General features: G+C 51.3%; 18 protein-coding genes. 14 read left to right on the top strand and 4 right to left on the bottom strand.

Annotation, left to right across the window (positions count from 1 at the left end; translation table 11 throughout):
* Positions 1-3 precede the first annotated feature (3 nt).
* Positions 4-471: an RES family NAD+ phosphorylase gene (locus CWM47_RS02805; RefSeq protein ID WP_100986262.1), complete on the top strand. Its 468-nt coding sequence runs from the start codon at positions 4-6 to the stop codon at positions 469-471.
* 287 nt (positions 472-758) lie between these two features.
* Here the strand turns inward: CWM47_RS02805 and CWM47_RS02800 are convergent, their stop codons facing one another.
* Positions 759-1,049, bottom strand: a complete 291-nt coding sequence (locus CWM47_RS02800; protein ID WP_100986261.1) for a Rossmann-fold NAD(P)-binding domain-containing protein — start codon at positions 1,047-1,049, stop codon at positions 759-761.
* 112 nt (positions 1,050-1,161) lie between these two features.
* On the opposite strand from CWM47_RS02800, the gene CWM47_RS02795 reads away from it, so the two are divergent.
* A complete protein-coding gene (locus CWM47_RS02795) occupies positions 1,162-1,584 on the top strand; it encodes a winged helix-turn-helix transcriptional regulator (protein WP_206170597.1) in 423 nt (140 codons plus the stop codon).
* Positions 1,585-1,965: 381 nt separating this feature from the next.
* On the opposite strand, the gene CWM47_RS02790 is transcribed toward CWM47_RS02795, so the two are convergent.
* Complete coding sequence (locus tag CWM47_RS02790) at positions 1,966-3,390, bottom strand: carboxylesterase family protein (RefSeq protein ID WP_100986260.1); 1,425 nt, start codon at positions 3,388-3,390, stop codon at positions 1,966-1,968.
* A 453-nt stretch (positions 3,391-3,843) separates the two neighbouring features.
* Between CWM47_RS02790 and CWM47_RS02785 the strand changes: the two genes are divergently transcribed.
* On the top strand, positions 3,844-5,121 hold the full coding sequence (locus tag CWM47_RS02785; protein WP_100986259.1) for an alpha/beta hydrolase: 1,278 nt from the start codon (positions 3,844-3,846) through the stop codon (positions 5,119-5,121).
* A 1,018-nt stretch (positions 5,122-6,139) separates the two neighbouring features.
* Here CWM47_RS02785 and CWM47_RS02775 read toward each other — a convergent pair.
* Entirely contained in the window at positions 6,140-7,876 is a 1,737-nt protein-coding gene (locus CWM47_RS02775) for a GH35 family beta-galactosidase (RefSeq protein WP_100986257.1), read from the bottom strand.
* A gap of 252 nt (positions 7,877-8,128) precedes the next feature.
* Between CWM47_RS02775 and CWM47_RS02770 the strand changes: the two genes are divergently transcribed.
* The 3 genes from CWM47_RS02770 to CWM47_RS02760 all read left to right on the top strand — a co-directional run bounded on the left by CWM47_RS02770 (position 8,129) and on the right by CWM47_RS02760 (position 15,091).
* Positions 8,129-9,061: a helix-turn-helix domain-containing protein gene (locus CWM47_RS02770; RefSeq protein ID WP_100986256.1), complete on the top strand. Its 933-nt coding sequence runs from the start codon at positions 8,129-8,131 to the stop codon at positions 9,059-9,061.
* Positions 9,062-10,019: 958 nt separating this feature from the next.
* Entirely contained in the window at positions 10,020-13,289 is a 3,270-nt protein-coding gene (locus CWM47_RS02765) for a SusC/RagA family TonB-linked outer membrane protein (protein WP_100986255.1), read from the top strand.
* 59 nt (positions 13,290-13,348) lie between these two features.
* Positions 13,349-15,091, top strand: coding sequence for a RagB/SusD family nutrient uptake outer membrane protein (locus CWM47_RS02760; RefSeq protein WP_100986254.1), 1,743 nt, complete (start codon positions 13,349-13,351; stop codon positions 15,089-15,091).
* Between the two features lie 342 nt (positions 15,092-15,433).
* Here CWM47_RS02760 and CWM47_RS02755 read toward each other — a convergent pair whose 3' ends face one another.
* A complete protein-coding gene (locus tag CWM47_RS02755; protein WP_206170596.1) occupies positions 15,434-16,183 on the bottom strand; it encodes a GntR family transcriptional regulator in 750 nt (249 codons plus the stop codon).
* 205 nt (positions 16,184-16,388) lie between these two features.
* On the opposite strand from CWM47_RS02755, the gene CWM47_RS02750 reads away from it, so the two are divergent.
* From CWM47_RS02750 to CWM47_RS02715, 8 genes are all read left to right on the top strand, one after another.
* On the top strand, positions 16,389-17,177 hold the full coding sequence (locus tag CWM47_RS02750; RefSeq protein ID WP_100986252.1) for an SDR family NAD(P)-dependent oxidoreductase: 789 nt from the start codon (positions 16,389-16,391) through the stop codon (positions 17,175-17,177).
* 216 nt (positions 17,178-17,393) lie between these two features.
* Positions 17,394-18,278: an ROK family protein gene (locus tag CWM47_RS02745; protein ID WP_100986251.1), complete on the top strand. Its 885-nt coding sequence runs from the start codon at positions 17,394-17,396 to the stop codon at positions 18,276-18,278.
* An 11-nt stretch (positions 18,279-18,289) separates the two neighbouring features.
* Positions 18,290-19,117, top strand: a complete 828-nt coding sequence (locus CWM47_RS02740) for a sugar isomerase domain-containing protein (protein WP_100986250.1) — start codon at positions 18,290-18,292, stop codon at positions 19,115-19,117.
* A complete protein-coding gene (locus CWM47_RS02735) occupies positions 19,117-20,010 on the top strand; it encodes a sugar phosphate isomerase/epimerase family protein (RefSeq protein WP_100986249.1) in 894 nt (297 codons plus the stop codon). Before CWM47_RS02740 ends, CWM47_RS02735 begins: the two co-directional genes overlap by 1 nt.
* Before the next feature lies 1 nt (position 20,011).
* The gene (locus CWM47_RS02730; RefSeq protein WP_100986248.1) at positions 20,012-21,415 is read left to right on the top strand and encodes an FAD-dependent oxidoreductase; all 1,404 of its coding nucleotides are present in this window, start codon (positions 20,012-20,014) and stop codon (positions 21,413-21,415) included.
* 23 nt (positions 21,416-21,438) lie between these two features.
* Positions 21,439-22,395, top strand: a complete 957-nt coding sequence (locus CWM47_RS02725; RefSeq protein ID WP_100986247.1) for a phosphotriesterase family protein — start codon at positions 21,439-21,441, stop codon at positions 22,393-22,395.
* A gap of 27 nt (positions 22,396-22,422) precedes the next feature.
* A complete protein-coding gene (locus CWM47_RS02720) occupies positions 22,423-23,841 on the top strand; it encodes a Gfo/Idh/MocA family protein (RefSeq protein WP_100986246.1) in 1,419 nt (472 codons plus the stop codon).
* 2 nt (positions 23,842-23,843) lie between these two features.
* A complete protein-coding gene (locus CWM47_RS02715) occupies positions 23,844-25,037 on the top strand; it encodes a Gfo/Idh/MocA family protein (protein ID WP_100986245.1) in 1,194 nt (397 codons plus the stop codon).

Here is a 25,037-nt window from a genome sequence, read left to right as displayed (position 1 = left end):
TGAATGGAGGTTTATTGCATCAACAAAGAGCCGTATCATCGGGAGCCTTTATCCGTTGTGGGCAGCTATCGACATGGAGGCCGTTGGAACCCAAAGGGCGTGGGTATCCTGTACACCAGTCGCACCCCCGAACTGGCCTTGTTGGAAACATTAGTACATTTGCCTCCCTTAACCTTAGGGGAACTCCCTCAATTGTGGTTAAGTACGCTGCGTTTGCCTGACGAAACTGATTCTATTTTTTGGCTTGATGCGGCCAAACTACCAGCATATTGGAAGAGCGGTACTTTAGGCGAAACGCAAACGCTCCTAGCCGAATGGTTGCAAGCTCCTTTTTGCTTAGCTATGGCGGTACCGTCGGCCATAATAGAGCTGTCCTACAATATATTATTACATCCTCAACATGCTTCGTTTGCAGAGGTGGAAGTTATCCGTCAATCGCCTATACCACTCGATACCCGACTCCGTAAATGAGCAGATATCTGAATAATACACCGTCTCAAGCACGAGGATTTTGTGAGAATAATCAACTTACAACTATACATGGTCTTCCTCCAAGGGATGGTAAGCCACTGCTGCCAGCTATACACGTTGAGTAACCTATACCTGTCAAGTGCAATAAACAATGGTAACCCCTATGTGCAAGAAGGTTACCCCGATACCATATCGACTAGCATAGCTGCGGTGCCTGCAAACTGCTCCCTACAGTTGAAGAATCAATTATGCAGACACCGTTCGCCAGCGTGTCAATCCCGATTACGTCATTGTTCTACCACACGGCATCTGCTAACAACGGAGCCAATTTTGTCCGCGCGAAATCTTCGAACCGGGTAGGGGGCTTCCGGGGTGCGGGGGGTGGCGTAAGCCCCATTTGGGTCGCTCAGGGCAACAAACAGATCAAGCAGTTCCTGCTGGACAGTTTCGGTAAAGCCCGCGCTTCGTAACTGGTCATTGACAGTTTCCAGGGCAAGCCGCTCGTACCGGATGGGGTGACCCAGGGCGTTCGACAACAGAACGGCCACCTCCCGGGGGGTGACGTTTTCCGGCCCCATCAGGTTGAGCGTCCAATGACCGGCCCAGGTTGAATCGAGCAGGTAGCGGGCGGCTGCATCGCCAATGTCATCAGTGCCGGACTATTTGGGCGAATTATTCAGAAACGGCTTTATGGAGAATCAAAATTTTTTAGACTTGCAGAAATCGTTGATGGTAAAATCCATCCTTGACGAAAGTTGTATCCTGAATCAGTCGCTGACACTGATCGCTGACAAGTGGACACTCCTCATTTTAATGGCTTTGATGCAGGGCACCAAACGCAACAGCGAACTCAATCGGCAGATCAACGGGATTTCGCCCAAAATGCTGACCCAAACCCTGAAAACCCTCATACGCTACGGCATGATCGAGCGGACTGTGTATCCCGAAGTACCACCCCGCGTCGAGTATACGCTAACCGAATTTGGAAAAAGTACTGCCGACCCGCTGATGGCTCTGCTGAAGTGGTCGGTAGACTGGGAAGAGCAGTTGACCACACTATACAGAAACCGCCAAACGGGGATAGCCGGTAAAGATCAATCGGCTACAAAATAAACTGGCAGGCCGATAGCTTGGTCATCATGACTGTGCGAACAACTATAGTCATGATGACCAAGCTATCGGTCAAAGCCCTGCGTTTTCTGACAGCATTAAGCCTGAAGAAGGTTTAATAGGGGTTTTGTATCAAGTAGAAACAAAATAGTAACTTACTTTTGATCGACTGCTTAACACCACCGGGTCAGCCTATTGGCTAATAAGCAACGACGTATGTCAAACCTATGCCACGCATAGAGTTATGGTGATCGGTCGGAATGCCAATCCAGGCCTTACCACCACAGTTGCGGGACGATTAAGCATGTATTCATATGGTACGTATTAGAGTTGACATGTATTAAAAACTAGCTTTCCACTTAATTGAGCCTTTTTTGATACACTTTAGATTTTACTTGCCTTTGGTGGGTTCTTTTGTTTTTGGGCAAAGAGCCAGTCTAACAAACCTGGCGTCTTTACGACTTCCTCCCAAATGCCGTGAGCGGCATCACCATACTCTGTATAGTGGGGAGTACCCCCCGCCTTTTTTAGCGCATTGACCATGTTGCGTGAACCGCTCACCGGTACATTCATGTCTTTTGCCCCGTGAAAAGCCCAGACCGAGATCCCAACCATACCAGGAGCCTGACTAGGATCGCCTTCTCCACAGACCGGAATGGCGCCCGCAAACAACTCCGGGTGCGTGCCAATAAGATGCCATGACCCATAACCACCCCGAGACACGCCCGACACGTAACGCCTTTGGGCGTCAATCGAAAACGCCTTGTCCAGAGAAAGGATGGCCTCAATGGCCAGTGGCGCTACGGAAGGGGTATTGGCTACTCCACCCCAGCCCGTATGGGGTGGACAGCGGGGCACAAAAACAAACGCAGCATACTTTCGCCTGTTTTCATCCGTGGCTAACCATTTGGCGATGGGACAGGCATCAATCTGGCGGGTATTGTCCGACCAGCAGGAGGCAGGCAGACCTACCACCAGCGGATAGCGTTTACAGGGATCGTAGTGAAGCGGCTTCATGATCCGGTATAGCAACGTATCGCCCTGGGGACCAATATAGCTTCCCTCCTCAAAAGGCTTTGCCAGGGCCGTTTCTCGGGGAGAAGCATTCGTATAGCTGTAGTTATCTCCGATTAGCTGAATGGCGAGTACCGTTGTACAAATGGCCAGAATCGCCACCATCGCTTTGGCAATAAGTACCCCAGTTGGTAAATTGATTGGCTCCTTATCGCTGGAAACGCTCTTTAACTCATTGATAAAATTGAACAGCAGGAGAACCGGAACGATCCGGTCAGCCAGGCCGAGGTATTGCTGAATTAAATCGAGGGTAGCGTTTGGGGGATAAGGGGGTATATCCTTAAACCACATCAGGGCTGCAAGCTGTACTGCGGATAGGATAGTCACGACAATACCTGCCTCCTTAAGCCAGGGTCTGGTCCTGGCGCGGGAAGTAGCCAGGGTTACCCCATACACCCCAGAAGCTAAAACCCCCATCACTATAGCCACTCTGAGATACTGACCAAGCAGCGGGTAGAGGGTTGCCAGTAGCAGATAGAGCAGGGTTGCCAGAGAGATTACGGTAGCCACCAGCCCAGCCTGGAAAGCCGCTTTAAAGCATTTGTGGTGATAATAGGTCAGTAGCAGACTAGCCGTTAGGAGGGCAATGAAGTCGCCCACTAAAAACCAGCTCCGAAACGAAGCTAGCCTATATAGATCAATGCCCCGCTGAACATGGAGCCAGCTTTGAAACAAGCCAGCCGCCAGGGAGAGCCCTAAGCTAGCGCAAATGGTTTGGTAGAAGGACTTTGTCATAAAGCCAGGTGTTGATCCACAAAGGCTTTATCCCAGAAGCTTTACTAGTACTGCCTTTATAAAATAGTACCGGACCGCCGGCGCGGAGCACGAGTTAGAATAGCAGTCATGTCCGTTTCGCTGACGGTCATCCCGCACCGGCGGACCGGTTGCTGTGCCATTCGCTATAGCTTTAAGACTCCAAACCTGATCGACTTTCGCTAATTGTGAGAAGCTATGTGAATCTTGCAGAAAGAGCAATTGGTGAGACGAATAATTTATCCGTAGTTAGCTTACGTTTTTCGTACTTTGGCTAAACGATGGCTGGTTAGACAACACGGCTGTGAATAGCGCTAACTTGCTATAAAATAAACGGTTGTACTTAACCCATATCGTCCTTACAAGTAGTCCTGCGTCTTTTAGGAGTTAGCTCGTACCCTTTTACGCCATCAATCATCCTCTTTTCTGAACTCTATGAAAAAATGGTTTTTATTTACCCTGTCTGTCCTCGTACCCCTGCTAGTACGATCCCAATCAACGAAGCAAATTGTCATCGGTCAGATTGACAGCCTAACCTCAAAAATTCTCCATGAGAAGCGTAAACTATGGGTGCATGTCCCGGACAGTTACAGACAGGAAGGGTCATCCAAACGACGGTATTCGGTCGTCTATCTGCTGGATGGCGAGAGCCACTTTCCATCGGTGGTGGGTATGATCCACCAACTAAGCACCGTCAATGGCAATACGATCTGCCCGGAGATGATCGTGGTGGGCATTCCTAATACCAACCGGTTCCTGGATCTGACACCCACACCGGGGGGCGGCATGATTCCATCGGCTGCCGACAGTACCCGCCTGAAGAACTCGGGCGGAGGGGAGAAATTCACCGCCTTCATCGAAAGCGAACTGATTCCTCACATGGACTCTCTGTATCCCACTGAGCCCTACAAAATATTCATCGGCCATTCACTGGGTGGGCTGTTGGTCATCAATACGTTGATTCATCACCCAAACCTGTTCAACGCCTACGTGGCCATCGACCCGAGTATGTGGTGGGCAAATCAACAGCTGCTCCATACCGCTCAGCAGGTTATAACCAGCCAAAAGTATGCGGGCAAAGCCCTGTTTGTCGGTATCGCCAATACGATGGAGTCGGGGATGGATACCTTACGAGTACAGACGGATACGAGTGGCTCGACTAAACATATTCGCTCCATCTTAGCCCTGGATCGCTTACTAAAAGCTACTAGACAGACCAGCTTACGCTACCAGGGGAAATACTATGCCCTGGATGACCATAGCTCAGTGCCACTCATCGCCGAATACGACGCGCTCCGTTTCATTTTTGATTTTTACCGATTAACGCTGACCGACCAGGACTATGAGGAAGACAATACCGGGTTAGCCGATAAACTGACAACCCATTTTAGGGCCGCCACCCGGCAATTGGGCTATACGGTGAAGCCCCCCGAAAGTCTGGTCAATGAACTGGGCTCGTATATGGTATCGCAGCAGAAATTTAAAAAAGCCGGAAGTCTGTTCAAACTTAATGTGGCGAATTACCCAGCCAGTTTCAATGCCTGTGACTCATATGGTGATTACTTTGTGACCCAAAAAGACACCGTTCGTGCCATAGCCAATTTTCAGAAAGCGCTTTCGCTGAAAGAGGCATCGGCAACGCGAAAAAAATTAGTGGCTTTACAAGCTCAAAGTGGCACTCACCTATCCCCCGCCAATAAGCCGAAAAACTAACCGTCTACCCAGCGATAGAATCAGGTAGCCCAACGCGCTCCAAGCAGTCATATAAGCAGGGCGGCCGTCAGATTCGTATAGACGTGTTTAACTAGACGACCTGTTTACCAGATAGGATAGGCCCCTCGTACAGGTAATACCGTAGCCGTAGCGGTGGAACATGCCCAAAAAAACGATGACTAAAAAACGCGTCGTCTCCTCCTCTTACCAGGGTTATGACCTTTACGTGAGGTTAACTACTGTTGATCACAAAATCGAAGTGACTCATCCCCTTCGTTGCTCACTGAATATAGCGTGTAGGCAAGTTAGCGGTAAGCCCTCATGAAGCGCGCTTCGAATGAGGGCCGCGAAGAAATCCCTTTCGGTCATTTCTTTTTCATCTACCTGTTTTAGTACGTTAACAAATGCCTTAATTAAGACCGCTTCGGATTGAGGTTGGGAAAGATGGGCCCTCAAAATAAGGCCCCATAACTTAGGCGCGTGAAGGTCGTAGAGAGACCCTTGATTTTTCTGATTTTTTGCTGGTACTATGGACGACTGTAGCGACATTTTAGTCTATATCTAGCTCATTGTCAGCTATAAGTTTACGTCTACCTAGATTGTTCCCACCTACTTAGCAGATAGATTTAGTTAATCTTTGACATACAATTTCCGCTTTAGCGTAAAGTTGTCAAGCTCGGGGTGTGCGTAGGGTGTCGGGTTGGTTGTGGATTAGCCTGAGTCCTGACTAAAGTTGATCCTTCCCTGTGTATAAGCGGTTGAAACCCTTTACATTTTGTCCTGACCCGTTAAGCGTACATGACAGCTTAAGCCCTAGGACTAGGCGGATGGGAGATTACTGGACAACTAAAACCCGATTCAAGATGCATATATACGAACGTCCTTGCGTATCAAGCGGAAGCGTTCAAAAAGACAGTGATTTTTACTGGCAGCCTAACTCAATAAGTCGCATACGAACCAAAATATTGCCAGATGGACATCCGTAACGTTGTCTAAAGTGTTAAGTTGGATTACGCAGTTAATATCGGTAATACTTAACCCGGACAATGCTGTACGCTCCGTTCGGATTTTTTTGAAAACGGAGTGAACCGGCTTTGTTGTTTTTTACACCGAACGCGCCAATTCCCCCGCCCCCGGTTCCCTCATCGCCATTCAATCGACGGCTGGGCACCCATTTGGCGTTAACGAACGAACCTTCCTCCATAAAAGCCAAATCGACACGCGGTTTTTGTGGGTCAGGGCTGGTGGGCGTAAACGTCAGTTCAAAGTCACGGCCGACGGCAATGAATTCGTCGGGGCCTGTAGCAAATAGAATTCCGCCCGCAAAAGGGGCTTTCTTCTCCGTCGAAGGGGCACCGGCAAACCCTCTCGGTACAACCAGATTCGCCTTTACTGTAAAGCCATTCAACGGAAAGCTTTGCGAGGTAACCGTTGAATCGACAAAAATACCGGCCATGGTCCCTTTTCCCTGATGGCGAAGAATGAGCTCTTGTACCTGCGCCACGGCCGCAAAGGTTTTCGTAAACGGGTCTTCCTCGGCCGGGCTATCGTCAATGCCGAACGGGGCAACGCAGAGCGCATCATGCTGACCATACAGCCAGAACGTCAGATTGGCGGCTTCTGGCCCCTGCTTGATTTCCGGAATAAATAACGGATTGCCCGAGCGGTGGTATTGTTCGGCCAGGGCATATATCCCCTGTTTGGACGCGTACACGTTTGGCGTGATAAAATCAATGGCCGGGGCATTGGCGCGCCAGACATCGAGCAGGTGCGGCACTGGCCCCCCACTCGGGTACTTACCAGGGGTACTCATTAGCCCGGCGGCTTTTGGCCAGGCGTTTATGAACAGGGGAATCGGGTAGGCTTCCTTACCGGCGGCCGCTACGTTGCCAATAAATTTAGTGTAGTGATAAGCCGTGAATAATTCTTCCGGGAAGTAGGACAGCCCATTGGGCGTTTTATCGTCCAGCACACTTTTACCAAACACATCTTCCCAGCCGCCGGTCATCTTATACCCGTTTGCTTTCCAGACACTGTCCAGACCGGGTTGCAGGTTGGCTTTATTCGCTGAGAGATAGCTCATCAGATCGGCCGGGACGCCTTGCTTGTAGGCTTTGCTGGCTTCGTCGCTATAGTCGCGGGGCGCATAAAACAGGCCGGGCTCGTTCTCCACCTGAGCCAGTATAACGGTCTGCTGTTTGGCATCGATCTGCCGGATGTGCTGCATCAGCCGGTTAAACGCCCTGGCATTGGCCTGTAGCGCGTTGGCCGAAAAGACCGAAACGACTGGCGTGGGCTCTCCTTCTTTGTTTTTTACCCTTGGAAACCGGCTCAGGTTGGCTTTAACCCACAACGGAGCGTAAGTCGAATAAGTGGTTTTGAACAGGCCAAACCACAGGATGCCCAGATGCAGGTTCTGCTTCCGGGCTCCCAGAATCAGGCTGTCTACCAACGCAAAGTCAAAGATGCCCTCCTGGGGTTCAATTAACTCCCAGTACACGGGTGCCAACAGGGTGTTCACATTCTTGGCCTTCATTTTCGACCAGATCGGGCGCATGTAGGGTGCTGTCGACACACTGGAGTTATGTAGTTCGCCACCCAGGGCCAGAAAGGGTTTGTCTTTGACAATCAATTGTGTGGTATTACCCTGCTGCGCCAGATGGGGCGGCTTATACGACTGAGCCCTGACCGCAGTGCCGACAACCAGTAAAATGGTTAGAAACAAGTAATTCTTCGTAGGGGTAGTCGGTGTCATAGTCGATGCGGGAAAGTGAGCGAATACCCAAATACGCAGAAACACGTATCGGCGGGCCAGCAGACCAAGCGTTAATCCTTGATTTTCACAGAAAAAACTTGATTTACGACAAAATTAGGCCGTAAAAAGTAGTCCGACGAGTCAAAACAAATCCGATAATTGTCAAAAACAATCAGAAAATTTGGCGATTCTGCATTTTCATAGTAAACTCACTGGCTACGTTGACCACTTGTTTATTGACGACCCTTTTGTATGCCCGACAAGACAACACCTGTTCCCCTTCTCACGCCCGGTGCGTTGTCCGAAGTAACGTTTAAGCAGCCCGGCTGGCCAACAATGCATTTAAAATCGCTCCCTTACTTTCATATCAATCCGCTTGAGGATGTCCGGGAAGCCATGAACTTTCCTACGCTGCCCCATCGCAAAACGGTCATTGACTTTATGATCGTTACGGAGGGCCAGCTCATTCGACGGATTGGATTGACCCGGTATACGCTTTCCCGAAACCAGATCGTCTTTATTCCAGCTCATCAAATTTATAATGAAGAGTGGATGAGCGAGGATGTAAAGGGGTATTACTGCCATTTCGACCCTGATTTGATCAGTCAATCCGGGCTAAAAACTGAAATGGAGCAGGAGTTTTCGTTCCTCCAGATCGGCCGGGAGTCGATCCTGGTGCTGAGTGACGAAATGCTTGCGGCAACCCTCTCCCTTTTAGAGCGGTTAGTGGCACTTGTCGACAAAAAAAGCGCCGACTTACCCTTGCTGGTCAGACTGTATGTGTTGACTCTTTTAACCGAATTGAAGCAGGCTAATACGCTGGCGATATCGCGGGACGCCAAACACCGGAATGCCGCCTTTCGGATCACTCAGCTCTACAAAGAAGCATTAACGAAGTATATTTATGAAACGCACACCGTTTCGGCTTACGCCACGCTATTGAACGTCAGCCCGAACCATCTGAACAAATCGGTGAAGCGGGCTACCGGTCTCTCCGCCCACGATCTGCTAGAGGAAATGCTCCTGCTGGAGTCCAACGTATTGCTGACACAAACCGAGTTAAGTATTGGCGAAATAGCGTACCTGATTAAAAAGCAGGACCCGGCTAATTTCACGCGCTTTATCCGAAAAATGACTGGACAGACCCCTAAACAGTACCGGTTGAGTCATGCTGGATCTATTTAAAATTTTGTAAACGATTTTTCAGCAAGAGAGGAAAACTGTATTTCAAATTAATTTTCATAAGTGCCAAGCCGATTCAGTATCATAAGGTCTCAAGCGGGAGCGTTTTCGTTAACGAAGAGATTTGAACCATTATTTGCACTAATGCAATAAATGGAGTTGAATCAAGTATCAAAAATTTCACCACCATAATGGTATGTTATTAAGATTGAACTTACTGCCCTTTTACTGGGCAATACAGTAAACGATCTTAAAGCCGTGTCCAGTAAAAGGTAGCAAATCTACTTCGGCGCTCCGATCTAGCTCGGCTTGCTTTAACTCTTTTTTCAAGCGCTGGATCTACTATTGGTCTTGGCTCAAGCGGGTTCCTCCACTGGCGTTGGTACTTGGGGGGAGCCCACTTGTTCGCGTCGCCACCGGGTTAGAATTTGGGGCGTAATCCCCAATTCAACAGCTGTCACCTTCAACAATCCTTTGACCAAGGATAGCTCCACTGCCATTTTTTTGAATTCTTCAGGGGCCGCCCGTACGGTCGTACTGCCTTCTGGTTTTCATGCAGGGCCGCCTGAGCGGTACACTAAGTTAGATCATGCTTAATCTAATATCCAGTTAAATGTAGCAAGTCCACTATCTGAGGATAGCTGAATTTATACCCGAAGGTCAGCCTTAAGCGAGGCCTAGCCTGAGTCGACGCTATAAAAAAGCGGGGCAGCAGGGCCAGTCGTTTCCTTTTTATGAACTTTATGGGAATAGCAACTTATAATTCATCTCGAACTTATTACTATATGTATTAATTTTCTACTAAAAAATAACTGAATTTCAGAGGTTTATTATCAAAAATTATACACTTATTATACTAAATTTTTTACTTTTAAAGCGAATTTTACTTACAGTTATCTCATTCAGCAATAGGCATGCTGAATTGAATCTGTAATCCTTCACCTTTAACCAGTTAACTTTTATGAAAGCAATGAACTACAGGCCAGGTTACATCATCCTGCTGGGAGCAGGGTTATTGTGGAGCCTGAACACACAGGCTCAGGACAGCCAGGTAACAGGTAAGGTTTCCGGGGCGGATGGTCCCATTCCCGGTGCCAACGTGCTTGTGAAAGGGACAGCCATAGGCACCTCCACTGATGCCACCGGTAATTTTTCGCTGACGGCCAGAGGGAGTGATCCGGTACTTGTTATTTCGGCCATAGGCTTCAAAGGGCAGGAAGTACGTATTGGCAATCAGTCGTCCATTTCGGTTCGACTCGAAGACGACGCTACGGCTCTGAACGAAGTTATCGTAACGGGTTACACCACCGATAGCCGCAAAGACAATACGGGAGCCGTTTCGACGATTAAAACCCGCGACATCACCGCAACGCCAACAGGTAATGTGGAACAAGTATTTCAGGGGCGCGTATCTGGCGTCACGGTCATTTCCAGCGGGCAACCCGGAACCAACAGTATTGTCCGGATTCGGGGATTTGGATCGTTTGGCAACAATCAACCCCTTTACGTAGTCGATGGGGTGCCTGTCAGTGATCAATTCAATGGAGTTAATTTTCTTAGCCCCGATGATATTGAATCGACGACGGTACTTAAGGATGCGGCTACCGCTTCGATTTATGGCGCACGGGCCGCCGGTGGGGTCGTTGTTATTACAACAAAGCGGGGAGCCCGAAAAGCAGGCAAACTAACGGTTACATACGACGGGCTGTTTGGTATTACAACACCAGGACACGGCCAGAAAATGCTTAATCCCCAGCAGCAGGCAGACTGGACATGGCAGTCCCGGCGAAACGATATTTTCCAGGCCGGTGGTACAGTTGGTCCCGACAGTTTCACGGGTTTAGGGGGTGGGCAATATGGATCGGGTCAAACGCCGGTGCTGCCCGATTACCTAAACGTAGGCGGTACGCCAGGCGTAGTGGGTACAGTTGATCTGGTTGCCGCCAAAGCATTGTATAATATTAATCCGGCGGCCGGGCTAATCTATCAGGTGGTGCGGGCCAACAAAATAGGTGACGGTACCGACTGGTACGGGGCCGTCACACGCAACGCGCCCCTGGCCCGCAACACGCTGGGCGTTTCGGGTGGATCTGAGCACAGTCGTTATTATTTTGGTTTAAGTGCTCAAAACCAGGCTGGTGTGCTGAAATACAATCAGTTTAACCGCTACACATTTCGAGTCAATTCTGAGTTCGACCTCCTGAAAAATCTGCGGCTGGGCCAAAATCTTCAGCTCACCTATCGGCAGCAGCTTGGCCAGGTGGGGAATACAAATGGCCAGAGTACCCCTCAGGATGAGAACGTTATCTTACAGGCTTTTCAGATCAACCCCATCATTCCAATTTATGATGAGTTTGGTGGATATGCCGGTACGGCTGCCAAAGGCTTCAATGGCTCACAGAATCCGGTGGCTACCCTTGATGGAATCCGCAACAACAAAAGCTTTCTGGCCAGTGCTTTCGGTAACGTTTACCTGGAGTACGACCCCATTCCGGGCCTTACGTTGCGGAGTAGCCTTGGTGGTCAGTATGGAAACAATTTCTCCAACGCTTACAACCGGGCAACCTACGAAACCGCCCAGAACAACAGTACCTTCAGCTATACGGAAAATTATGGCTATAGCCTGAACTGGACGCTGAGCAACACGGCCAATTATAAACACCAGTTTGGGCTGCACAGTGTGGATGTGCTGGCTGGACAGGAGGCCTTGAACACAGGATCAGGCCGTAATGCCACAGCTTCGGGCATTGACCCCTTCTCCACCAATCCGAACTATGTCACGCTTAGCTCAGTGTCGGGCACGGGGCGGCAACTGAGCGGTAATTATGGGTTAGGCATCAATTTTTATTCGCTGTTCGGCAGGCTACAGTACACCTATAACGACAAATACACCGTAACGGGTGTGGTTCGACGGGATGGGTCATCCCGTTTCGGAGCCAATAGCCGTTATGGGGTATTTCCGGCTGTATCGGCGGGCTGGACAATCTCCAATGAGTCGTTTCTGAAGAATGTACCGGGTATTTCGTACCTGCGGCTGCACGCAGGCTATGGCACGATGGGCAACTCCAATAATGTAGACCCCAACAATCAGTTTAACCTCTACACCCAAAGCATTAATCGCAGTTACGACATCGCCACGACTAAAAATAGTGTAGCAGCAGGTTTTGCCCGTAGCCAAATTGGTAACCCCGATGCCCGCTGGGAAACAGCTGTAACGACCGACGTTGGGCTGGATGCTTCCCTGTTCAATGGTAAACTGGATGTGCAGTTTGACATCTGGCGCAAAGACACCCGTGACCTGCTTTTTCAGGTACCGCTACCCGCTGTAGTGGGCGACAATGCCAATGCGCCAGCAGTTAATATTGCCAAAATGCGCAACCAGGGAATCGACCTGCAACTCACGAACCGGGGTAAGATTAGCGGTGATCTGCGATATGAGGTCATCGTGAATGGTAGTTTCCTCTCGAATGTGGTGCAGGCGCTGGCACCGGGCGTATCGAACTTTCAGCCCGCTAACTTCCGTAACATCAGCCCTATTCAGATTCAGCCCGACCTGCCTATCGCTGCCTTTTATGGCTATAAGGTGATCAACCTGTTTAATACCAAAGAGGAAGTTGCCGCTGCGCCCACGCAGGATGGGGCCGCGCCGGGTCGTTTCCGGTATCAGGACATAAATGGGGATGGGAAAATTGATGCGGCTGACCGAACGTATCTAGGCAGCCCGGTGCCCAAATTTACGGGTGGCTTAACATTCACCCTGCGTTTTAAGGGGTTTGATATGAGTACGTATGCGTATACTTCACTGGGCGGAAAAATCTATAATTTCTCGAAGTGGTACATTGATTTCTACCCCTCCTTCACGGGGCAGGCTGTTAGTGCACGGGTGCTGGATTCCTGGACACCCCAGCGTACCAATACCGACCAGCCCATTTTTGAGAACACCTCTAATTTCAGCACCAACACCCAATCGAACTCCTTCTATGTTGAAAACGGCTCCTACCTGCGGCTACAGAATCTGACCCTTGGCTACACACTGCCAACGTCTATGCTAAACAAAGCTCATATCCAGCGACTGCGGTTATTCGTGCAGACAACTAACCTGTTCACTATTTCGAAATACAAAGGCCTTGATCCGGGTGTGGGTGGAACAGCAGATACCAACTTCGGAATTGACATTGGTAACTACCCCGTAACGCGTGGGTTCAATGCAGGCATTGGTTTTACATTTTGAGTGTTTATCCTACCTGTCCGCGATGAACAAACATCGCTGGCTCTAATGCTATAATTAACATGAAAACAATATATAAAAAGAGATTGACAATTGGGTTTGTATCCCTGCTACTTGTCGTTGTTGGTGTTGCGAGTAAGGATAGTTTTCTGAACCAGCCACCCACTGGAACGCTCAGCAGCGACGAGATCACCAGTAATGCGGGTATACAGTCTACGCTGATTGGTGCTTATGCAGAACTTAACGGACGGGATTATGGCTGGTTCGGTTCCAGCTTTAACTGGCTTTGGGGATCAGTAACAGGGGGCGATGCCAATAAAGGGTCTAACGCGGGGGACCAGAGTACAGCCGTGTTCATTCAAAACTTTACGGTTATTCCTTCGGCGGGTCCGATCAATGATAAGTTTCGGGCCATGTATGAAGGCATCAGCCGGGCTAATACGGTATTACGGGTTTTGAAATCACCCGGTTCTGATGTCACGCCGACTATTGCCACAAATACCGGCGCCCAGGCACGTTTCCTGCGGGGTCATTACTACTTCGAGCTGAAACGGACATTTAACAATACGCCCTACGTGGATGAAACCCTCGATTACAGTAATGGTGTGACGAAGGTGACCAATCAGGCTGATTTATGGCCGAAGATTGAAGCGGATTTCAAGTATGCCTACGAAAATTTACCCGAGACGCAGGACGCAAATGGACGGGCCAATAAGTGGGCGGCTGCGTCGTATCTGGCTAAAACATATTTGTACCAGAAGAAATACACCGAAGCGAGATCCCTGTTTGATCTCATCATTGCCAGCGGCAAAACGCCGGGTGGGCAAAAGTATGCGCTGGTCGATAATTTTACGACGCTTTTCAACGCAGCCAACAGCATTAACCCGGAAGCTATTTTTGCCATTCAAAATGCAGTCAATACCGGCAGTGTCAACAATGCTAACCCCGACATGGTGCTAAATTTCCCCTTCTCGGGCGGACCCGGTAGCTGCTGCGGCTTTTTTCAGCCTTCGTTTGAGATGGCCAACTCCTTCCGGACCAATGCCAATGGCCTTCCCTTGCTGGACGGGTCGTATAATATAGGGGCTAACCAGATAAAAACCGATCAGGGGTTGTCTTCCGCCGATCCGTTCACGCCAGATGCCGGACCGCTCGATCCCCGGATTGACTACTCAGTGGGTCGGCGGGGCATTCCTTATCTGGATTGGGGTCCTCACCCGGGTGCCAACTGGATTCGCGATCAGGTGTATGGCGGCCCGTTTGCACCGAAGAAGTTTATCTATCCAAAATCCCAGGAAGGCACATTAACCGACGGAACGGGTTGGACACCGGGCTACACAGCCATTAATTATAACATTATCCGCTATGCCGATGTGTTGCTAATGGCTGCCGAAGCAGAGGTTGAAGCAGGTAGTTTGGAGAAAGCCCGTGGCTACGTCAACCAGATACGGGCGCGGGCGGCTAACCCGGCTGTATTTGTGAAAGGTACGGATGGCAAACCGGTAGCCAACTATGTTATCGGTCAATATACCACTCCCTGGACGAATCAAGCATCGGCTCGTGATGCTGTCCGATTCGAGCGCAAACTCGAACTGTCCGGAGAGGGTCATCGATTCTTCGATCTGGTGCGTTGGGGTGTCGCAGAAAAGGCCGTCAATGCGTTTTTGGCTTACGAAAGTTCTAAGCTGCCGGGTACATATGCCGGTGCCCGGTTTACGGCCAATAAAAATGAGTATATGCCGATTCCACAGCAGCAGATTGATCTTCAGGGTACGGCTGTTCTAAAGCAGAATACCGGCTATTGATCTATGCTGGGTGCTGCAGCCCACATGGTATTAAGCAGAATAATTCATAATAGGTTGGTTTTATATCCTCTATCGGCAATGCTGACAGAGGATATTTTTTTGATAGAGGGTTCGTAAAATTACTTTCAGATTAAAATGCGCCTGCTACAAATTGAGTTGGACCGATGTTAAAACCATGGTTTTCCTGAGAACTGGTCAATCGGCGTTCACTTAAGCTGCGCTTGCCTTTTCTGATCGATCAGCTCAGTTCGTTAGGTCAGATATGATTCTGTCGACGGACTCGAACAAATGGATATACGGCTACACGTACACCACAGTATATGGCGCTTCATTACATACTTGTTAAAACCGGCCCTGTAACAGAAACTGATCGGTACGGGCAAACAGAAGTGAGAAAAAACTAAAATCCGATTTATTCGTGTCGATCCGCTTCTCCAGACGAAGAACTGGATGCCCTACGTCAACCCGGAGTTGAGTGGCAACCCGTTCATGGGCAGGTAGGGCCTGTATCTTTTGCTCTCCTCCCGTTACGACTAAGCCATATTTGGCCCGTAATAAGTCAAAAAATGATCGGTTGGCCAGGCGTTGGCGGGTGAACGTGGGCAGATACCGGTTGGGTAAGATCAGCTTTTCAACAAACACCGGGGTGTCGTTCACCGACCGTAATCGCTCAACACCGTAAAACTCGGCCTGTGTGTCTTCGCCAGATGGGTAGAACTGGAAGTCTTCCGGAAAGGAACACAGATACGGTTTGGTAAGGATAGTGGTGGTGATCCGTTCAGCCGTGAGGTCATCCGAAACCGTCGGTTTATCCTCGCCTGTGATGGCATGTGTTTTTAGAGACATCACGCCAAGCCCAATTGGAATGGCCTGCACAATACTGCCTTTGCCCTGGTGCTTTTTAATATAACCTTCCTGAACCAGCAACAATAAGGCCTGCCGAATGGTGGGCTGGGTTAGCCGGTATTGCTGCTGTAATACACTTTCGGAGGGCAATAAGTCGCCAACCTTAAAAACACCCCGGATAATATCCTGCCGGAGCAGTTCATATAAATAACGGTATTGCGGAATGCGCGATGGCTGGTCGGTCATGATACTCACAAAAGTAACAAAAGAAAGAATATAAGCTTGAATCGAAAGGATTTCCTTTAATAATAACTCCTTACATAGTTGACACATATTTCTAATAATCAAAATTTTATAAAAATTTATAAAAACTTATTATAATAAGTTTTGGCTTTTAAAATGAAGTTATATACCTTCGGATCAGGAATTGACACTGGATTGATTACATCGTATGGATCGGAGGTTGGCAGACAAGCGAATTGTCGTTATCGGTGGTACAACGGGCCTGGGGCTATCAGCCGCCAAAGCGTTTATAGCCGAAGGGGCACAGGTGGTTGTCGTTGGGCGGGATGCTGAAAACGGTCGCCGAGCCGAAGCTCAGCTTCAGGGACGGGGGATTGCCCTCAGCGGTGACGCTATCGATCCGGCAACGGCCCAAACCGCCATTGCCCGTTGCCAGCAGGAATTTGGCGGCTTCGATGGCCTGTATCACGTTGCGGGTGGTAGCGGCCGACGGTTCGGCGATGGGCCGCTGCACGAATTGACGCTGGATGGCTGGAATTATACCTTCAACCTGAACCTGACCTCGCTCATGCTATCCAACCAGGCGGCAGTACAGGCGTTTCTGGCGCAGGGAACAGGCGGTAGCATTCTGAACATGGGTTCGGTGCTGGGTTACTCGCCCTCCAAAATGTATTTCGCCACCCACGCCTATGCCGCTACCAAGTCGGCCGCAATTGGCTTCACACGATCCATTGCCAGTTACTATGCCGCCAACGACATCCGCATAAATCTCCTGGCTCCCGCACTGGTGGAAACACCTATGGCGCAACGGGCCGCGCAGGACGACACCATTGTCTCCTTTATCAAAACCAAACAACCACTCGATGGGGGGCGTATCGGTCAACCCGATGATCTGGATGGTGCCGCCGTTTTCTTCCTGTCCGACGAATCCCGCTTCGCAACCGGTCAAGTCCTATCCATCGATGGCGGCTGGAGTGTCAGCGAAGGACAGGTGTAGGAAGTAGTGTAACGAAATAGTTTAGTTTATAAATGTTTGATTATAAGCAAGTTGGTATGAATTATTTTTTGTCATCCCGACGCAGGATGGATCTCCGATAAACTGGGAATTTTATATCTGCCGAAGATCCCTCCTGCGTCGGGATGACAAAAAGTAGTTGATTAGTTAACTGGTCAATAGCTACTTAACTACTCCACCAATTAACCAGTAACCACATTGAGTCAGGCAATAGGCATCGATTTAGGGGGAACACGCATCAAAGGGGCGTTGATCGACACACTGACGGGCGTTGTGATTCACCAATTAACTACCCCAACCGGCGACGGCGACAGCAGCAACTGGCAACGGGCCGTAGCGGATACCGCACAGGCGTTGACGCAACTGGCAACGGAACCTATTCAGGGTATTGGGTTGTCGGCACCGGGCTTACCGGCTCCCGATAATCGAACGATTGCCTGTATGCCGGGCCGGTTGCAGGGACTGGAAGGCTTCGACTGGTCGACGCATTTGGGCAAACCTGTACGGGTGCTGAACGATGCCCACGCAGCCCTGATGGCCGAAGCCCGATTTGGTGCCCTGAAAAACATACAGCATGGGCTGATGCTTACCCTGGGTACCGGCGTTGGGGGAGGTCTGCTACTGAACGGTCACCTCTATCAGGGATTTTTCCAGATGGCGGGTCATCTGGGACACACCACAGTACAGGCCAATAGCACGCAACTTGACGTGACAAATATGCCCGGAAGTCTGGAAGACGCCATTGGCAATGTGACGGTGGGACGACGCTCGTTTGGGCGATACAACACCACGCATGAACTGGTGGATGGCTACCGGCAGGGCGAGCCGCTGGCTACCCAGGTGTGGCTGACCTCAATCCGGCAACTGGCGGTGTCGATTGCCTCAATGGCCAATGCCTTTTCGCCCGAAGTGGTCGTGTTGGGTGGCGGCATTATGCAGGCCGACCAGGCGTTACTAGCTCCACTTGAGACATTCCTTAACCTGTTCGAGTGGCGACCAGCGGGTAAAAAGACAACCATTTGTAAAGCACATTTTCAAGACTGGGCCGGGGCCATTGGTGCCGCAGCTTTCCTGAACGACTAAACGAAACCACCATGACCCTCACAGCGGAGTACATTCAACGATCAAGAGACATTCTCACCACTATCGAAGCACAGGCGGGAGCTATTCAGCAGGCGGCCAACTGGTTTAGCCAGACAATTCTGGCCGGGCGCATGGTTCACCTCTTCGGCAGCGGTCACAGTCGAATCATGGTTGAGGAAATGTGGCCGCGCTACGGTTCGTTTCCGGGATTCAACCCCATCGTCGAGCTGTCTCTGTCGTTTCATAATCTGGTTGTTGGCGCCAATGGACAGCGGCAGGCTATGTTTCTGGAGAACGTACCTGGACTGGCCGACCGGATTCTGCGAAACTATGAATTATCAGATCTGGATTCGGCGCTGGTTATCTCGTCGAGCGGTTCCAATGTGGTACCCATCGAAATGGCCGAATTGTTTCAGCGTCAGGGGGTAAAAGTGGTAGCACTGGTAACGAAAGAACATGCCGATAAAAGCACCAGCAAACGGACCGATGGCAAAAAACTGAGCGATTTTGCCGACCTTATTCTCGACACGGGTGCCCCCGTTGGCGATGCCATGCTCACAATTCCTGGGCTGGACACGCCCGTAGCGCCCGGCTCAACGCTGGGTGGCGTGGTGCTGGTGAACTGTATCAAAGCCGAAGTGGCGCGACTGTTAACCGAAGCGGGACAACCGCCCAAAGTACTATCTGCCGCCAATGTAGTGGGTGCCGAACGGGCCGTAACGCTTTTCGAAAGTGCCTACGACGAACATGCCCATCGACTCGCCAAACTGTACCAGCACGTTGGCATTCCTTCATACGTAAGCGAGCAAACCCGTTCACTAACAACCCAGCAATCCTGATGAACCGTCGCGATTTTTTAGGCGCCACCACCGGGGCATTGGCCCTGGTACAGCAACCGCTGCTGGCCGGGCGTATGCCGCTGGCTCGCAAACCGGTCGTAGGAGCGCATGTCTGGGTCTTTTCATCCGACAAGCCCAGGTACGATTGTTCCCCGGTTCTCGATCAGGTGTTTGCCGACGTGAAATACGCCGGTTTTGATGCGATTGAATTAATGGGCGTTGCCCTGGAGCACGATGATGCAGTCTCGAAAATTGGCGATCTGATTCAACAGACGGGGGTATCGGTGATCGGAGCTTCCCACGGGCAGAACCTTTGGGACAAGAAGAAGCAGGCCGAAAATGTGGATAATGCCGGGAAAATCATTGAACGCATTGCTCAACTCAAGGGCCGTGTACTGGGCCTGTCGGTGGGTGATGCCCGACGCAAAAAAACGCCCGAAGAATTTAATGTACAGGCCGATACTCTGCGTCAGATTGATGCCATTGGCAAGCAGTACAAGGTGGTGCCGAATCTGCATAACCACACGTATGAAGTGGCCGACGGGATTTTTGACCTGCAGAATACCCTCCAGCGAATCCCCGATCACAAGCTTGGCCCCGACCTCGACTGGCTGTTTCAGGCCAAAGTAGACGTACCCACGTTCCTGAAAACCTACGCCGACAAAATCGTTTACATGCACCTCCGCGACCACCTCTGGACGGGCGTCTGGCCCGAAGCCGTGGGCGAAGGCATCATGGATTTCGGGGCTATTTCCCGTCAGTTAAAACAGCTTGGTTTTGCGGGCGATATGACCGTTGAGCTTGCTTTCCCGGCCGGATTTACGCCCACCCGGCCTATTCGTGAGAGCCTGAAAATGAGTCGGCAGGTGGTACGCAAACATTTTGGCGTGTAACATGGCAAACGTTATCAATCACCTCCACGTGCCGCTTCTGGCCGAAACCGATCTGCTCGTTATTGGGGCCGGTTCGGCAGGTTGCGTTGCGGCCTTGGCTGCGGCCGGTCAGGGCCCGGAATTATCAGTCATGCTGGTAGAACGCTACGGCTTTCCGGGAGGCACGTCTACCCAGATGCTCGATACGTTCTACGGTTTTTTTACGCCCGGCCAAACACCCCGCAAAATCGTGGGCGGCTGGCCCGACCGTATCGTAAACGACCTAGACAGGGCAGGAGCAGTGTTTCTGCGGCCCAACACCTATGGAGCCGGAACGGGCGTGAACTACAACCCCGAACGACTGAAACTCGTTTGGGACCAGTTGATTCAACAGTATGGTATCCAGTATCTGCTGCACACGACCCTCATCGACGTGGCTTCCGAAGGCGAACGATACGCCTGTGTTTTCTGGAATAAAGGCGGCTTTCAGAAAGTGCTGGCCCGCCGGGTAATCGACGCGTCGGGTGATGCCGATTTTTGCCATCTGGCGGGCTTCGCCTACGAAATTGCCGGTCAGCGTGAACCCGCGCAAAGCCTCACAACGACCTTTCGGATGAGCAACGTCGACCTGGACGAGTACGAACGGGCGGGCGGCAAAAAGATGCTGGCCAAAAAAATGAAAGAAGCCGTCGACAGCGGGCGGCACCCGTTACCGCGTAAAGAAGGCTCGGCCCACGAGATGAACGCCCAAAAGTGCATCTCGACTGTAGCCGTAAAAGTAGCCGGACTGTCGGCCCTGAATGCTGATGAACTGACGAAGGCGGAGATAGAAGGGCGCAGGCAGTCGTTCATTTACGAATCCTTTTTTCAGGCCGATGTACCCGGTTTTGCCCAGTCCAATATCATCGGCTTGTCGCACCAGATTGGCGTTCGGGAAACCCGGCGCGTATACGGCGAACATCGGCTAACGAAGGACGAATGCCTGGCCGGATTGCTGCCTGACGACCGTATTTTTCTCTGTGGTGCGCCCATCGAAGACCACCGGTACGACCAGAACGGAGCCGCCGAAACCTACTGGGAATATATTCCCGGCTCCGGCGTGTATGGCGTTCCTTACGGCACCATTGTTCCCAAAAACAGCCAGCACGTCTGGATGGTGGGGCGCTGTTTTTCGGCTACGCACGATGCCCATGCTTCCTGCCGATCTATGGCCCAAACCATGTCGATGGGACAAGCCGCCGGGCTGGCCGCTGTTCAGTCGTTGCAGTCCGATGAAGCCGCCAATGAACTGACGATAGCTCGATTGCAGGAGGATTTGCTGCGAATCGGAGCCGTTTTGGACATACCAGATGACTTGGCTGATACATCTCGTGACGGCTGGAAAAATAACTTTCCGAGCCGGATTGCTTCTCCTTCTTCCCTGTAAACGTACCTGAACGTACCCACGCTATGGCCTTTATCCGAACTGTTTTGGGCGACATACCGGCCACGCAAGCCGGGATCACCTATGCCCATGAGCACCTGATTATCGAGGAAAGCTTTCCAACATTGGCGAACCCCGATTTTTTGCTCAACGATGTCGATAAAGTAGCCCACGAGCTGACACGTGTGTATGGAGCCGGGGGCCGGACGATGGTCGATACGATGCCCGCTAACTGTGGCCGCAATGTGCTGAAACTGGCCGACGTGTCGCGCCGGACGGGTATTCAGATCATCGCACCAACGGGCATTCACCTGGAGCAGTATTACCCGCTGTCACACTGGCGGTATAAGTATTCCGAAGACCAGCTCACGCGCCTGTTCATGGCCGACGTGATCGAAGGCATCGACGCCTTTGATTATAACGGACCGATTTTGGCGCGAACTCCGCACAAAGCGGGGATGGTCAAACTGGCCACCGGCGACGATCCCATAACACCGCATCAGGAACTGATTTTTCGGGCCGTAGTGAATACCCACCTGGAAACGGGCGTCCCCATTCTGACCCACACCAATTCCGGGCTTCATGCGCTGGAACAGGCTGAACGGTTTGCTAAGTTGGGGGCTAATCTGCGTCACGTGGTCATTTCGCACATGGATCGACACCCTGATCTGGCGTATCATCGTGATTTGCTCCAAACCGGCATCCGCGTTGAATTCGACAGTGCGTTTCGCTGGAAAACCGGCGACGATAACCAAACGTTTCGGCTGCTGGAAGCGCTCCTGCCCGACTTTCCTGACCAGATTACGGCCGGGATGGACGCGGCCCGAAACACCTACTGGCAATCGTACGGCGGCAAACCGGGACTAACGTACCTGATGACGACCTTCCTGGACGAGCTTAACAAACGCGGTCTAGGAGACTACTGGAATCGACTGATGATTGACAACCCGGCCGCGCTCTACAGTTTTAGCCAACCCCAGTGAACAGGCTTCCCTAACCCCTTATTTCTCATGAATTCAAGACGTAAATTTCTCCGCCAACTGAGTGGTACCACCGCCTTGCTGACGGGTGGCGCAACACTGGCGAATGCCGGAAAGGTAGGCATGCAGGCTGGTTCCGGCCACCTTATTACCCCATTACAACCCCGATCAGCGGCCGACACCATCAATATCGGTTTGATCGGCGCAGGGATCATCGGTCATTACGACCTCGATTGTGCGCTGAAAGTGCCGGGAACAAAAGTCGTTGCCGTGGCTGACCTCTACGACCCGCGACTCGTTCGGGCCAAAGAAGTGTGGGGCAACGATCTTTTTACGACTCGCGACTACCGCGAAGTACTCGCTCGGAAAGACGTGGACGCCGTTCTGATTTGCGTACCCGATCACTGGCACGACCGTATCTCGATTGATGCGCTACAGGCGGGTAAGCATGTCTACTGTGAAAAACCCATGGTTCACCATATCGACGAAGGGAAAGCGGTGATCAGTGCGCATAAGAAATCAGGAAAAGTCTTCCAGGTGGGTAGTCAGCGGGCGAGCAGTGCGGCTGTACTGGAAGCTAAAAAACGATACGAAGCGGGCGATATAGGCGAGTTAACATCCGTCGAAACGTTTCTCGACCGTACCGATGCGCTGGGTGCCTGGCAGTATACGCTGCCGCCAAACCTTAACCCGAAGGATGTGGATTGGGATCGGTTTCTGGGCGATGCGCCCAAACGCCCCTTTCAGGCCGAACGCTTTTTCAGATGGCGTAACTACAAAGAATACGGAACGGGTGTGGCCGGCGATTTATTTGTCCACCTGCTCACCGGCGTGCATACGATTACGGGCTCGCAGGGGCCAACCCGGATCTTTGCGCTGGGCGATTTGAATTTCTGGAAAGATGGCCGGGATGCCTACGACCTGGTTACCGCCATTATGGATTACCCGAAAACTGACAAAAATCCGTCGTTTCAGTTCACAACCCGCGTCAATCTGGCAACGGGCGCTGGTGGCGATATTCATACGCGCCTGGTTGGAACGGAGGGGGTCATCGATATTGGCTGGAATTCGTTCGTCCTGAATCGGCTTAAACGGCCCAACGCACCCATGTACAGCAAGGGCTATGATGCCCTGTTTACTTATCCGCAAGCTATGCAGGAAGAGTTCATCAGGCAGTACGACCAGAAATACCCGGCAGCACAATTTACCCGGCAGGTGCAGAACGAACCGGCCGTAGCGTTCAACACGCCCGCTGGCTACGACGACCGACTCGACCACATGATTGTGTTCTTCAATGCCGTTCGGGAAAATAACCCGTCGCTAGTAAAAGAAGATGCCGAGTTTGGCTTACGGGCGGCTGCACCCTCGTTGGCGGCCAACATGAGTGCCGAGCAGCGAAAGGTGATTAACTGGGACCCTGTAGAAATGAAACTGATCAAAACCGCGTAGTTATGCAAAAAATTGCCATGCTTGGGGGCGGCTTCATTGGCCGCTTCTACGCCGAATCGCTCCACGGTCAGCGCAGCCGCGACCGGGTTATTGCCATATACGCCCGCCGGGAAGAAACAGCGCAGAAATTCGCCACCGATTACGGCTGTTCCATCTGGTCGACCAATATGGAGGAAATCATTGCGCATCCCGATGTGACAATGGTTTGCGTGGCCCTGCCCAACAACCTCCACGCCACTGCGGTTGAACTTTGCGCCAAACACAAAAAGAACGTCGTCTGCACCAAGCCGCTCGGCCGGACGGCGGAGGAAGCCCTGCGGATGATGAAACTTGTTGAAGAAGCGGGCATTTTCGGCGGTTACCTCGAAGACCTGTGCTATTCGCCCAAATTTCTGAAAGCCCTGGAAAGCGTTAAGAGCGGGGCATTGGGCCGGATTCTATGGGCCAAATCGCGCGAGGCACACCCCGGCCCGCACTCCAACTGGTTTTGGGACAAAGAGCAGGCCGGTGGCGGCTGCATGCTCGATCTGGGCTGCCACTGCGTGGAGATTGCCCGTAGTTTTATCGGGAAAGATGTTCGGCCGGTTGAGGTCATGTGCTGGGCGGCCACGCAGGTAAAGCCCATCGACGCCGAAGACCACGCCATTGCGCTGGTCAAATACGAAAACGGAGCCATAGGGCAGTTCGAAGTAAGCTGGGTTTTCCGGGGCGGCATGGACCTGCGCGATGAGGTGATGGGCACCGAAGGCACGATCTGGATCAATAATTTTCTCCGAACCGGGTTTGAAATTTACACCTCTGGAAAGGGGGCCGATTATGTGGCTGAAAAGGCTGAATCGAATACGGGCTGGCTCTTTCCGGTGGGCGATGAAGTGAACGACCTGGGTTACAATCACATGTTTACCGACATGTTCACGTCCTGCGAAGAAGGCCGCGAACCCGCCGAAACGTTCTACGATGGGTACGTGGTGAACGCGGTTCTCGATGCCGCGTATAGGTCGGCAGAAAGCAAACAGTGGGAGCCCGTCGACTTACCCGTTTGGCGGGGGCAGGAAGGCCTGAGTCAGGAGAAAACGCTGGTCGATTACGACGCCGATTATTACCTGATCAAGGAAGAACTCACCCACGACGGACGGCACAAGCTGATTTTGAAAGATAAAGTGAGCGGAAAAATCATCGAAAAAGACAAGCTATAA

Origin of the sequence: Spirosoma pollinicola, assembly GCF_002831565.1 — a bacterium.
GTDB lineage: Bacteria > Bacteroidota > Bacteroidia > Cytophagales > Spirosomataceae > Spirosoma > Spirosoma pollinicola.
Note: the sequence above shows the minus strand (reverse complement) of the source record. Positions and strands in the feature narration are given on the sequence as shown.